At 63.6% G+C, this 12,744-nt stretch carries 13 protein-coding genes; 3 read left to right on the top strand and 10 right to left on the bottom strand.

Features of this window, described 5'->3' with window-relative positions:
* Positions 1–80 precede the first annotated feature (80 nt).
* Positions 81–746 carry an ArsR/SmtB family transcription factor gene (locus J3R84_RS02275; RefSeq protein ID WP_038575925.1) on the bottom strand — a complete coding sequence of 222 codons (666 nt, stop codon included), beginning with the start codon at positions 744–746 and terminating at the stop codon, positions 81–83.
* A 143-nt stretch (positions 747–889) separates the two neighbouring features.
* Between J3R84_RS02275 and J3R84_RS02270 the strand changes: the two genes are divergently transcribed.
* Positions 890–1,387 carry a DUF2938 domain-containing protein gene (locus tag J3R84_RS02270; protein WP_025426073.1) on the top strand — a complete coding sequence of 166 codons (498 nt, stop codon included), beginning with the start codon at positions 890–892 and terminating at the stop codon, positions 1,385–1,387.
* A gap of 55 nt (positions 1,388–1,442) precedes the next feature.
* Here J3R84_RS02270 and J3R84_RS02265 read toward each other — a convergent pair whose 3' ends face one another.
* The 5 genes from J3R84_RS02265 to J3R84_RS02245 form a co-directional block, all read right to left on the bottom strand.
* Complete coding sequence (locus J3R84_RS02265; RefSeq protein WP_025426072.1) at positions 1,443–2,147, bottom strand: HAD family hydrolase; 705 nt, start codon at positions 2,145–2,147, stop codon at positions 1,443–1,445.
* Positions 2,148–2,172: 25 nt separating this feature from the next.
* Positions 2,173–3,486 carry a lipid IV(A) 3-deoxy-D-manno-octulosonic acid transferase gene (gene waaA / locus J3R84_RS02260; RefSeq protein WP_025426071.1) on the bottom strand — a complete coding sequence of 438 codons (1,314 nt, stop codon included), beginning with the start codon at positions 3,484–3,486 and terminating at the stop codon, positions 2,173–2,175.
* 91 nt (positions 3,487–3,577) lie between these two features.
* Complete coding sequence (locus tag J3R84_RS02255) at positions 3,578–3,814, bottom strand: DUF4170 domain-containing protein (RefSeq protein ID WP_025426070.1); 237 nt, start codon at positions 3,812–3,814, stop codon at positions 3,578–3,580.
* 57 nt (positions 3,815–3,871) lie between these two features.
* Positions 3,872–4,687, bottom strand: coding sequence for a 3'(2'),5'-bisphosphate nucleotidase CysQ (locus tag J3R84_RS02250; protein WP_025426069.1), 816 nt, complete (start codon positions 4,685–4,687; stop codon positions 3,872–3,874).
* Positions 4,688–4,748: 61 nt separating this feature from the next.
* Positions 4,749–6,095 carry a TldD/PmbA family protein gene (locus J3R84_RS02245; protein ID WP_203527649.1) on the bottom strand — a complete coding sequence of 449 codons (1,347 nt, stop codon included), beginning with the start codon at positions 6,093–6,095 and terminating at the stop codon, positions 4,749–4,751.
* Between the two features lie 161 nt (positions 6,096–6,256).
* On the opposite strand from J3R84_RS02245, the gene J3R84_RS02240 reads away from it, so the two are divergent.
* Positions 6,257–8,092 (top strand): monovalent cation:proton antiporter-2 (CPA2) family protein, encoded by a 1,836-nt coding sequence (locus tag J3R84_RS02240; protein WP_025426067.1) that lies wholly within the window; start codon positions 6,257–6,259, stop codon positions 8,090–8,092.
* A 114-nt stretch (positions 8,093–8,206) separates the two neighbouring features.
* Here the strand turns inward: J3R84_RS02240 and J3R84_RS02235 are convergent, their stop codons facing one another.
* Genes J3R84_RS02235 through J3R84_RS02225 form a run of 3 tightly spaced genes read right to left on the bottom strand, consistent with a single transcriptional unit; the run spans position 8,207 to position 11,727 of the window.
* Entirely contained in the window at positions 8,207–9,091 is an 885-nt protein-coding gene (locus tag J3R84_RS02235) for a patatin-like phospholipase family protein (protein ID WP_025426066.1), read from the bottom strand.
* A 59-nt stretch (positions 9,092–9,150) separates the two neighbouring features.
* Positions 9,151–9,711 (bottom strand): 16S rRNA (guanine(966)-N(2))-methyltransferase RsmD, encoded by a 561-nt coding sequence (gene rsmD, locus J3R84_RS02230; protein ID WP_025426065.1) that lies wholly within the window; start codon positions 9,709–9,711, stop codon positions 9,151–9,153.
* A 6-nt stretch (positions 9,712–9,717) separates the two neighbouring features.
* Positions 9,718–11,727 carry a pseudouridine synthase gene (locus J3R84_RS02225; protein ID WP_203527651.1) on the bottom strand — a complete coding sequence of 670 codons (2,010 nt, stop codon included), beginning with the start codon at positions 11,725–11,727 and terminating at the stop codon, positions 9,718–9,720.
* Positions 11,728–11,800: 73 nt separating this feature from the next.
* Between J3R84_RS02225 and J3R84_RS02220 the strand changes: the two genes are divergently transcribed.
* Entirely contained in the window at positions 11,801–12,250 is a 450-nt protein-coding gene (locus J3R84_RS02220; protein WP_025426063.1) for a nucleoside deaminase, read from the top strand.
* 12 nt (positions 12,251–12,262) lie between these two features.
* Here J3R84_RS02220 and J3R84_RS02215 read toward each other — a convergent pair whose 3' ends face one another.
* Complete coding sequence (locus J3R84_RS02215) at positions 12,263–12,742, bottom strand: GNAT family N-acetyltransferase (RefSeq protein WP_025426062.1); 480 nt, start codon at positions 12,740–12,742, stop codon at positions 12,263–12,265.
* Positions 12,743–12,744: the final 2 nt, after the last annotated feature.

The following is a 12,744-nucleotide window of genomic DNA, read 5'->3' as shown; positions in this document are numbered from 1 at the left end:
CGTAACTGCCGACAAAAAACGTCAGAACGCGGAAAAAGGCAAGCGGCACAAGACAATGCCTGTTGCGTCAGACTTGTCGTCTAGCTGAGGTCCCGGCTTTCCACAGCAAGGCCGGCTGCTTTCCAATCCGGGAACCCGCTCTCAAGCCGGCGGACGGTAAAGCCGTTGCCTTGCAGAACCCTCACCGCGTCAAACGACAAGGCGCAGTAAGGCCCGCGGCAATAGGCGACGATCTCGCCTCCTTCAGGCAGTTCGGCAAGGCGTCGTTCGAGTTCCGCAATCGGAATATTGATCGCACCGGGAAGATGACCCGACAAAAATTCGTCCTGCGGCCGCACATCCAGCAGCGTGACGTCCCCTCCCCGCATCCGCAGCAGCAACTCTTCGCGCGAAATCGCCTCGAGGCGGTCCGGTCGGTCGAGGCGATCGGCGACGAGTTCGCGGATCTGAGCGCGATTGTGCTCGGCATATTGACGCAGGGCCGAGAGCAGGCCGATCACCGGGCCGGCACCCAGCCGATAAAGCACGCGCTTGCCATCCCGCCGGGTCTCGACAAAACCGGCGCGGCGCAACTGCTGCAGATGCTGCGACGCGTTGGCGATGCTCAGGCCGGCGAGCTCAGCAAGACGCTCCACCGAGCGCTCGCCCTGGGCGATATGCTCGAGCAGGAGCAGGCGCTGGGGGCTCGCAAGCGTGCGGGCAAGCTCGGCAAATTCCTCGAAGATATGGAGTTGAAGGTCGGTCATTGACAGAAGCCTAGCATTTCTCCATGACTCATTCAATTACTCAATTGAATGATGCTTTGACTTGTCAGATGACAGATCGAACGCCCGCATGTGCGCGATCTGTCGATGCAGCGGCCATGAAGATGATGTGAGAGGATACGAATATGGAAAAGGATCTGGTGTTGCAGGCCATCCTGATCGGGATCGGTGCGACTGCGGTCATGGATCTCTGGGCGGTGGCGGTGAAACGTTTGCTCGGCATACCTTCCCTGGACTACGGCATGGTGGGCCGCTGGATCGGACATTTTCCGCAGGGCCGCTTCCTGCACCAGCGTATCGCAGCAGCGGCACCCGTCCGTAGCGAGCGGCTGATCGGCTGGACTGCACATTATGCGATCGGCGTAGTCTTCGCCGGACTTCTGTTGCTGATCTGGGGGACTGACTGGGCGGAGCGGCCGACGCTTGTCCCGGCACTCATTGTCGGCCTCGCGACCGTGGTCGCACCGTTCTTCCTGATGCAGCCGGGTATGGGCGCGGGCATCGCGGCCTCGAAAACGCCGAGCCCCAACATTGCCCGCCTGCGCAGCCTGCTCGCACATGCGGCATTCGGCTTCGGGCTCTATCTCTCGGCGTTGGCTTTATCGGTCCTCTGGCGATCATAGGACCATGCTTGAAACTCGTGAGAGCGGCAACGAAGGAAATACAGCTCGGCAAAACCTAGAGAACGGCTTCAAGCTCGGTGATATCAGCCAGGCAATGGTCAGAGGCATCGGCGAGCGATTGGCGCGAGCCGGTGCCCGTCAGCACTGCGACGGTCATGCCGACGCCGGCGTTGCGGCCCATGTGCATGTCGTGATTGTTGTCGCCGACGACCACGACCTGCTGCGGATCAAGCCCCGTCGCGGCACAGAAGCCGAGCACCATGCCGGGCTCGGGCTTGACACCGTAGCCGCTGTCGTAGCCGGCGACGTAATGCAGATAGCCGTCGAAACCAAAGCGTCTGGCGGTTTCGCGGATCGAGCGCTCGTTGTCGCTGGATGCGACACCCAGGCGATAGCCCTTGGCATGCAGACCGGCGAAGAACGACCCGAGGTCGGTGACCGGTACCGCGTACTCGGCAGAACGGGCAAACAACCCGTCAAGCAGCGTCGTCAACGCTTCCACGGTAAACGGCGCACCGGCGGTGACGAACCCGGTCGAGATCTCGACGGTGTTGCCGGCGGCAAGCAGGCTGTCGGGCAACACATGGCCGGTGTCCGGATCCATGCCGCCGGCCTTGAGCAGGGTGCGGGCCAGGCCCTCGTCGCCCTTGGCTGCGATCTTCGCCAGTTCGTAGTTCACCGGCACCCAGCTCTTGGCGTAGTCGAGCAGCGTTCCGTCCTTGTCGAACAGGATACCGGCGATGGCTGTCGGTGCGCTCATGGTGATCTTGCGTCTCCCGGTGTGGTCAGATGTCGTTGCGCGGTTCGAGCCGCGCCTTGACGACGAGCGGATTGATATAGGGCTCGAGCCCCTTCATCGTCGCCGACAGCGCTCCGCGCATCTCTTGCACGGTTTCGAGGCCGGCATCGATCATCGAACGACGCATGTCGTCGTTGGCGAGCAGGTAGTTGACGCCCTTTGCCAGCATCTCGGTATCGCGGACGATCTTGGCGCTGCCGTTCTTGGCGAGCATCTGGTAGGTCTCGCGGAAATTCTGGACGTTGCCACCCGAAAGAACGGCGCAGCCGAGCATTGCCGGCTCCAGCGGATTCTGCCCGCCTTCGGCAAACAGCGAGCGTCCGACAAAGGCCACCTCGGTCAGGCGCAGATAGAGCCCCATCTCGCCGATCGTGTCGCCAAGGAAAATATCGACGTCTGATGTCAGCGGATCGCGACGGGTGCGACGCGCAACTTTCAGCCCCTTGGCCGTTAGCGCCGCCTCGATCGCATCGCTGCGCTCGGGGTGCCGCGGCACGACGATGGTCAACAGACCGGTGCGCTCCTTGAGGGCACGATGCACGACGCCGGCAGCATTTTCCTCGCCGTCGAAGGTCGAGATCGCCGCCCAGGTTTTGCGCGTGCCGATCTGCTGGCGATATTCCTTCAACGCCTGCGGGTCGTGCGGCGGCGCGTCGGTATCGACCTTCAGGTTACCCGATACCATTACCGGCAGAGCACCGAGCGTGCGAAACCGCTCGGCATCGACATCCGATTGGGCGATGACGAGCGCGAGGTTCTCAAACAGTGCATCGGCGAGCGCCGGCCGTTTCTTCCAGCGGGCGAATGTGCGGTCGGACAGGCGGCCGTTGACCAGAACCTGCGGGATATGGCGTCGCCCAAGTTCCAGGATGGTCATCGGCCAGATCTCGGATTCGGCGATGATGGCCAGATCCGGCTGCCAGTATTCGAGGAAACGATTGACCGCCGGCTTGAAATCGAGCGGCACGTATTGGTGAATGACCGCCTCGCCCAGACGCCCAGCCGCGACCCGCGCCGACGTCTTCGTGCCGGTCGTCAGCACGACATTGATACCGCGGCGATGGATTTCCTTGATCAGCGGGATGACCGCATTGGTCTCTCCGACGCTTGCAGCGTGGAACCAGACGAGCGGACCTTGCGGACGCGGCACGCTGGCATGGCCGTAACGCTCGCGGCGGCGCGCCGGGTCCTCCTTGCCCTTCGCAGCGCGCAGGGCAAGATAGGACCACACGAACGGATAGATCGCCGAACCAATCCAGCGATAGCTGGAGAGCGCCAGCCGGGCGCGAAAGCTGCTCATGGCCTCAATCCCCAGCCCAATGGAAAGCTCGGGCGAAGGTCAGACGCAGCGCGCGCGCGGGAACGCGCCACGCATGCCCAAGGCATCGGCATCAATCGTTTTCCGGATCGAGCAGGCGATGCATGTGAACGATGAAATAACGCATATGGGCGTTGTCGACGGTCATATGGGCCTTCGACTTCCAGGCAATGTGGGCGCTTTCGTAGTCAGGATAAATGCCGACGATATCGAGCTTGTCCAGGTCACGGAAATGAACATCGGTGAGTGTGGTCAGTTCACCACCAAAGACCAAATGCAGACGTTGTTTCTTCTCGGAGTCGTGAGCCATTGGAGTTCCATTTTTTTTAGGGTATGGGCGTTGGTTTGCGGCATTCGGCCAGAAAGGTCAATGGCCCTCAAGGGTCCTTGAGGCAGCAAGCAATCCCGGCAACGTCGCCTTCGACGCCGCGCAAAGAAGCCCATGAACGACATTGGGGCGATTGTAGGACAGGGCCCGAGATTCAAGCGTATTGAGCGCCCCGCCCGCCCTTTCGAGGATGAGGTCGGCGGCGGCGAGATCCCAGTCATGTGAGTTCTTCTTGACCACCGTGCCGTCGATCCGCCCGTCCGCAACCATTGCCAGCCTGTAGGCGAGCGAAGGCACATGCGGTACCCGCACGATGCCGTTGCGATAGGACGGTGCTAGGGCCGAGACGACGTCTTCGGCGACCGCCACATGCAGCGCTTCGCCATCGTGGACGTCGCGCACGCGAATGCCCGCACCGTTCTTCAGCGCCGGACCATCCACGGTTGCCTGAAACAGCTCGTCGAGCGCCGGCGCATAGAGCACACCGGCAACCGGCAGGCCACGGTGGACGACAGCGACGCTGACGCACCAGAGATCCTTGCCGGCGATGAAGGCGCGGGTACCGTCGATCGGGTCGATGACGAAGACCGTTTCGCGGGTGAGACGGCTCTCATCGTCGTCCGTCTCTTCCGACAGCCAGCCGTAGTGCGGCCGGGCGCCCAGCAGGCGGTCCCTAAGGATGTCGTTGGCGGCGATATCGGCCTCGCTGACCGGCGAACGCCCCTCGTTTTTCCAGCGCACATCGGGCTCGTTCCGAAAGTAAGTCAAAGCCGTTTCGCCGGCGGCGATCGCGGCGGAAAGGATCAGATCCAGATCCTCCTTCCACGTCGCGATCGATGGTGCTTTGTCTGACATTCAAATCCTTATGCGTCGGCATACGGCCGAACGTTTTTGTCATGGCATCGACGTCAGCAGCTCAGAGGCCGGCGAGCGTCATGCCTTCGATGGCGAGTGTCGGTGCGGCAACGCCGAACTTCCTGTCGATGTCGTCGGCCGGCGTGATCGCCATGAACATCTGCTTGAGGTTGGACGCGATCGTGACCTCGGACACGGCAAAAGTCAGCTCACCGTTCTCGATCCAGAAGCCTGAGGCGCCGCGGCTATATTCGCCGGTCACCATATTGACGCCCTGGCCGATCAGCTCGGTCACGTAGAAGCCGGTTCCGACACTGCGGATCAGGTCTTCGCGTGAAACCGAACCCGGTTCGAGCGCCAGGTTGGTGGAAGCCGGATTGACCGTCGGGCCGCCGCGCACGCCGCGGCCGTTGGTCTCAAGACCGAGTTCGCGCGCCGCGGAGGTCGACAGAAACCAATGGTTCAGCGCGCCATCCTCGACCATCGTCAGCTTGGAGCCGCTGACGCCTTCGCCGTCGAACGGACGCGAAGAGGAGCCACGGACGATCAAGGGGTCGTCCGTCACCGACAGGCCGGCCTTCATGACCTGCTTGCCCATCATATCGCGCAGGAAACTGGTCTTGCGCGCGACGGATGCGCCGTTGATGGCGCCGGCGATATGCCCGACGAAGCCGCGCGCCATGCGCGGATCGAAAACAACAGTGACATTCCTGGCAGTCGGCACCTGGCGGGGGTTGATCCGCGCGACGGCACGCTCGCCCGCAAGCCGGCCGATTTCTTCGGCAGCACGCAATTCGTCGAAGTAGATGCGGCTGTCGTAGTCGTAGTCGCGCTCCATCTTCGTGCCTTCGCCGGCAATCGCGCTCACCGAACGGCCGAAGCGGGTCGCCATGTAGGAGCCGGAGAAACCATGCGAGGTCACGAGCACGAGCCCGCCCATGCCGGCGGAGGCACCTGCGCCGCTGGAGTTGGTGACACCAGACACCGCAAGGGCAGCCTCTTCCGCGGCGAGTGCCGCCTCGGTCAGGGCGTCCGTCGAAACTTCGCGATCGTCGAAAAGCTCGAGATCCGGGTAGCATTTCGCCAGCCGGTCCGGATCGGCAAGCGAAGCGAAGGGATCTTCGGGCGATGCCTTGGCCATCGCCACGGCCCGCTCGGCGAGCACCTTCAGGTCGAACCCGGGATTGGCCGAAACGCTGGCGACGCGGTTGCCGACAAAGACGCGCAGCGAGAAGTCGTCGCTTTCGGATGCTTCGGTTGCTTCGACCTTGCCGAGGCGAACCGAGACGGAACGGGAGCGCCCGCGAACGACGACGGCGTCAGCGGCGTCGGCACCTGCCTTGCGGGCAAGATCCACCAGTTCGGCGGCGCGTTTTTCGAGGGAGGCGGAATCGATCGTTTCTGACATGATGTGGCCTTTCATTCCTGCCCCATTTATTGTGCACTGAAGCATGCATCAAGGGCATTGGCATGATTCCCGCCCATACACTGCCCCATACACTGCAATGACACTCCCGCCGAAACCTCTGCCTGCCTGGGCAGGACGAGGCCATATCGAAAGCAATCAGCATGACGACGACCCCGATCATCTACTCCCAGGCGTTGATATTGCTCGGGGGCGCAGTCATCGCGGCGCCACTGTTCAAGCGTCTCGGGCTTGGCACGATCCTCGGCTATCTCGCGGCCGGGATCCTGATCGGCCCGGTTGCCCAGAGCATCACCGATGGCGAAGAGATCCTGCACGGTTCCGAACTCGGCGTCGTCTTCCTGCTCTTCATCATCGGGCTGGAACTGAAGCCGTCGCGGCTTTGGCAGCTGCGGCGCGACATCTTCGGTCTCGGCACGGCGCAAGTCCTCATCACCGGTGTGGTCCTGTCCTACGGGATCGCCCTGACCGGACTGCTCGATCATGCCGGAAGCATCGTCGCCGGCTTCGGCTTAGCGCTGTCGTCCACGGCCTTTGCCATGCAGATTCTCGATGAGGGCAACGACCGCAATACGCGCTTCGGCCAACGCGCCTTCTCGATCCTTCTGCTGCAGGATCTGGCGATTGTCCCGCTGCTTGCGCTGATCCCGCTTCTGGCGGCGCAAGCGCCGGAGGATACGACGCCGCCACTCGAAGACTTTGCCATCGCCATCACAGCGGTTGCGGTCCTTGTGGCCGCAGGCCGCTATCTACTCAACCCACTGTTCCAGATCATCGCCCGAACCGGCGCGCGCGACGTGATGATTGCCGCCGCCCTGCTGGTGGTCATGGGAGCGGCAACGCTGATGCAGATGGCCGGCCTTTCCATGGCCATGGGCGCCTTCCTTGCCGGCGTGCTCCTGGCAGAATCCTCCTATCGCCATGAACTTGAGGCCGATATCGAGCCCTTTCGCGGCATCCTGCAAGCCCTGTTCTTCATGGCCGTGGGCCTGTCGCTGCAACTTGACGTGATCATCGACAATTACCTGGTGATCATTGTTGCCGTACCTCTGCTGATGCTGGTGAAGAGCTTCATCCTCTACTGGCTCTGCCGCCTGGCCGCCTCGCATCACAACGATGCGGTGCGCGTCAGCTTGCTCTTGCCGCAAGGCGGCGAATTCGGCTTCGTCCTGTTTACTGCTGGAGCGGTCGCTGGCGTCTTCTCGCCGGGCAGCGCATCGCTGCTCGTCGCCATCGTTACGCTTTCGATGGCGCTGACCCCGATCGCCTCCATGCTCGCCCCGCGCCTCATGCGCGAACAGGACGAGATGGCCGACGAAATGGAGGAGGACTTCGAAGGTGCTGATGCCGACGTGCTGATGATCGGCTTTTCGCGTTTCGGCCAGATCGCCGCGCAGATCCTGCTTGCCGGCGGTCGCGACGTGACGATCATCGACCACTCGGCCGCGCGTGTTCGCCAGGCGGCGACCTTCGGCTTCCGGATCTACTTCGGCGACGGCAACCGGCTCGACGTGCTGCGTGCCGCCGGCATCGAGCGGGCGAAGCTCATCGCCATCTGCACGCAAAAGAAGGAAACGACCGACCGGATCGTCGATCTGGTTCAGGCCGAATATCCGGACGCCCGTATCTTCGCGCGATCCTACGACCGGCTGCATACGCTCGAACTGAGGGCGAAGGGCGTCGACTACGAGCTGCGCGAAACCTTCGAGTCCGGCCTGCTCTTCGGTCGAAAGACGCTGGAGGCGCTGGGCGTCGGCAACGAAGAGGCGCTCGCCATCATGGACGATATCCGCAAGCGCGACGAGGCCCGCCTGGTGCTGCAGGAGGCAGAGGGCATCACCGCCGGGCGCGACATGCTGCATTCGCAGCCCGTGCGTCCCGAGCCGCTGGTCAAGCCCAAGCGCGACGTCGATCATTCCTCGGAAACGGGCGAGAGCATCCTGCCGGGATTGCCGGCTGACGAGCGGGAAAGCGCCTAGAACATTTCCAGGAAAAGGCGAAGCGGTTTTCCGTCAGGCAATGTTTTAAAATAGGGAGATAGAGCGTTTCTGCGGCTCTGTCGCTCTAACAGAAACGGCGACCGGCCGACAGCCTTATCCGGAGACGCCGGCCACCTTCATTCGCTCCTCAAGCGTCCGCTTGAACTGATCCTTGATGCCGGCGGTCGCCGCCAGGACTTCCTTTGCGCGCAGAAAATCCATCACCCGATAGCGGCCGACATCCGGCCGCAGCAGGATATCCGGCGCACCTTCCTTCAGTTTCATGGCGATGATCGACTGCATCATCAGCTGGCTGGCGCCGAACAGGCTGTCGATGCGGCTGGGGATCGTCTCGCCATCACCGTCCGGGCCGCCGACGACATCGACGCCGACGACGATCTCAGCAAGGCCGCGAAGATGATCGAAGGGGATGGGATTGTAGATGCCGCCATCGATCATCACCCGGCCGTCGATCTTGACCGGCATGAAGACCGCAGGCAGGGCTGCGGACGCCGCCAGCGCCTTCTGCAGGTCGCCTGTCGCGCAGATGTGCTCGGTCTGGCCATAGTAGTCGGTAACGACAACTTTGAGCGGAATATCCAGTTCTGAAAACGTCGCGGGGATGGCTTCGGGCAGGAACGCCTTCAAGACGCGCTCGATGTTGAACTGACCGAAACGAAAGCCGTTGGTCATCGCTTCCGACCAGCTAGCCGGTCGCAACTGCCACAGGCGATTGACGACCTCGCGGCGGTGGCCAACCGTCGCAAGCGTGTGTTCCCGGATTTCCTTGCCGCTGAGGCCCGCCGCCATACCGGCGCCCATGATGGCGCCGATCGACGAGCCGGCGATGACAACAGGGCGAATGCCCAACTCGTCGAAAGCCTCGATGACATGGATATGGGCGAGCCCGCGGGCACCGCCGCCGCCAAGCGCCAGCGCGACCGACGGTTCGCTCGCGCTGACCGGCGAAATATCCGCGGTGGAAACGTCCTGCTTCATCGACCTGCACCTCAGTTCAGCCGGCAGTCTAACTTTGCAAGCGAATCAAAAGTGTGACGTCAGACGCCACGGAAGCGGTAGAAATGCATGCGTGTATCGCCGAACACCCTGACGTCCAGCCGCTCGAAAACGGCTGTTGGCGCAGGCTGAACGTCGGCACGCTCCTCCAGCACGACAAGGGCATTCGGAACCAGCCAATTGCCGAGAGCCGCCGACGCCAACGCCTTCTCTCCCAATCCCATCGCGTAGGGTGGATCTGCAAAGACCAGGTGGAACGGCTCCATCGTGCCGACGGAACCGAGGCTGGTCGCATCCCTGCGGAAGACCTTGGCGCGACCTTGCAGGCCGAACGCCTCGATATTGTTCTGCAGGAGACCCCTGCCCTCGACGCCCTGTTCGACGAAGAGTGCCTGACGGCACCCCCGCGACAGGGCCTCGAGGCCCACGGCTCCGGTGCCGGCAAAAAGATCCAGCACCCGGGTGCCATCGAGAGCCTCCGGATACGAATGGCTCAGGATGTTGAACAGGCTTTCGCGCGTCCGGTCGGTGGTCGGACGGATATCATTCGACTTGGGCGTAGCCAGACTGCGGCCACGGAACTCTCCGCCGACAATGCGCACGACCGCTTAGTTTCCTCTGCCGCGCGGCTTGCCGCCGGCCGGGCGCCCACCGCCACCGGGACGGCCGCCACCACCGGGCCTGCCGCCGCCGCCAGCCGGTTTTCCGCCACCGGGCTTGCCGCCACGCGGACCACCCGAGCGTTCACCAAAGGATTTGCCGCCGGATGGCTTGCCACCGAAGGACTTACCGCGAGGCTTATCGCCGAACGGGCGGTCACCGCCTTCGCGGCGTGGCGGACGATCGCCCTCGGCGCGCGGGGTTCTCGGCTTGTCGGAATAGCTGCGCGGACCACCTTCGGCGCGGGCAGGCCGATCGCCACGTGGGCGGTCGCCATCTTCGCGACGTGCAGGCCGGTCGCCTTCAGCGCGCGGGAACCGCGGCTTGTCGGAGAAGCTGCGCGGTCCTCCTTCTGAACGGGCCGGCCGATCGCCGCCTTCGCGACGCGGGGGACGATCACCGTGATCGCGCGACCTGCGGTCTCCGGCATCGCCCGACTTGCGCCGGCCGAAGCCGCCATCACGGCCTTCATCCTTGCCGCGGCGTGCGGGTTCGCTGGCGCTGATCCATTCGCCCTCTTCATCCCGGCGCTTGACCGGTGCGGCGGAAGCCGGACGGTCGAAGTCCCTGGGCGCACCGCCCTTGCGGTCGGGATCGAACTTGCCGGATGACTTCGTCGCAAATCCATCCTTCGTGCGGCCGTAGCGTTTGGTCTTCGGAGCGCCATCCGGGCGCTCGCGACGGGCCGGCGTTGCCGAGGCATCGCCTTCAGCGGACTTCGGCTTCTTCTCGGCCAGCGGACGCGCACCGGGCGCCATCCACACATTGGCCGTGCGGGCGCGTTGCGCCGGCGTGCGCTTCGGCCGATCCTCGAACTTGGCGTCGCCGCGCTCTTCGCGGGGGCCACCCTTGCCGCGGGGACCATCCTTACCACGCGGCCCATCCTTGCGACGGCCACCGTCGCGGCGGTCGTCACGACGGGTATCAAGACGGGAAAGCGCGCGCTCGCGCTTGTCTTCCGGCTTTTCCCAGCGGTTGGCACGCTCGGGCTTGCGGGTGTCGGAGGCTTCGCCTTCCGGCGCTTCGCCAGGAAGGGTTGCCGACTGATCGTTGTAGAGCGGCGCGTCGAAGTTCGCCTTGGCGTCTTCGATCAGGCGCGGGCCGAGCTGGTCGCGCAGCGTCCGGCCACGGATTTCCTGCACATGGCCTTCCGGCAATTCGCCGAGCTGGAACGGGCCGTAGGAGATACGGATAAGGCGGTTGACGTCGAGCCCGAGCGCGCCGAGCACGTTCTTGATCTCACGGTTCTTGCCTTCGCGCAGACCCATCGTGATCCAGACGTTCGAACCCTGCACACGGTCGAGCGTCGCTTCGATGCCGCCGTAAAGCACGCCGTCGACGGCAATGCCGTCCTTCAGCTTGTCCAGTTCGTCCTGGTCGATTTCGCCATGGGCGCGCACGCGGTAGCGGCGCAGCCAGCCGGTCGACGGAAGTTCGAGCACGCGGGCAAGCCCGCCGTCGTTGGTCAAAAGCAGCAGGCCTTCGGTGTTGATGTCGAGGCGGCCGATCGATAGAACGCGCGGCAGCTCGTCCGGCAGGTTGTCAAAGACCGTCGGGCGGCCCTCCGGGTCGGCATTGGTGGTCACCAGTCCGGCCGGCTTGTGGTAGAGCCACAGACGGGTGCGCTCGATGCCGCGGATCGGATTTCCGTCGACTTCGATGCTGTCGGCCAGTGTCGCGTTGACAACAGGCGTGTCGAGAATGACGCCGTTGAGCTTCACCCGACCTTCCATGATCATGCGTTCGATATCGCGGCGCGAGGCAACGCCGGCGCGCGCCAGGATTTTGGAGATGCGCTGCGGCTCGTCGCTGCTTGCGGCGGCGGGCTTCGGGCCTGCCTTGGGCGGCCGCGAGGCACCGGCTTCAGGCGCTGCCGCCTTCTTGCCAGCGAATTGAGGTTTCTTGTCCCGGCCAGCGGGCTTGCCGCCAGGCCGCGTGGGCTTGTCTTTGGATGTCATTTGTGTTGCCTGCCTTTTGCGGCTGTCCTATCAGGTCGGAGCCCGTGGGTTAAGAGAAATTATTGTTTGAGCGATGGCTGATACGACACGCTTCATGGATGCGGCCCTCGAAGAGGCCAAAAAGGCGGGCCAACGTGGCGAGGTGCCGATCGGCGCCGTCGTCGTTTTCAACGGCGAGATCATCGCGCGCGCCGGAAACCGAACCCGCGAACTCAACGATATCACCGCCCATGCCGAGGTCGTTGCGATCCGCGAAGCGTCCATGGTGCTCAACGACGAACGGCTGACGGGCGCCGACCTCTATGTCACCCTGGAGCCCTGCACCATGTGCGCGGCAGCGATTTCCTTTGCCCGCATCCGTCGCCTCTACTACGGCGCCGAAGACCCCAAGGGTGGCGCGGTCGATAGCGGCGTGCGCTTTTACGGCTCGCCGACATGCCACCACGTGCCCGATGTCTATTCCGGGCTTGCCGAGCGCGAAGCCGCTGACATTCTCAGGGATTTTTTTGCCGGGAAACGCTAAGTGAGCGAACTCTCAGCCGGCTGCGAAAGACTCTAGCGCCGCACCCGCAAGCCGGTAGCGCGTCCACTCCGACATCGGTTCGGCGCCGACGGCTTCGTAAACGCGGATTGCCGGCTCGTTCCAATCGAGCACGCTCCATTCGAAACGACCACAGCCTTCCTCGACGGCGATCTTGGCGAGATGCTTCAACAGCATCTTGCCCGCGCCGGAGCCGCGGCAATCCGGCGTTACGTAGAGGTCTTCGAGATAAAGCCCCTTGCGCGCCTGCCAGGTGGAGTAGTTGTAGAACCACATGGCAAAGCCAGCCGGCTTTCCGTCCTTCTCGCAGATCACCGCACGGGTGAGCGCATCCGGGCCAAAGAGCGAGGCCTGCAACTGCTCGACCGTCGCCTCGACTTCGTCGGGCGCCTTCTCGTAGGTGGCCAGTTCTGTGATGAAGCGCAGGATGGTTTCCGCGTCTTCCGGTCGCGCGTCGCGAATGCTGATCGTCATGG

It is taken from the genome of Ensifer canadensis, assembly GCF_017488845.2.
Lineage (GTDB): Bacteria > Pseudomonadota > Alphaproteobacteria > Rhizobiales > Rhizobiaceae > Ensifer > Ensifer canadensis.
Note: the sequence above shows the minus strand (reverse complement) of the source record. Positions and strands in the feature narration are given on the sequence as shown.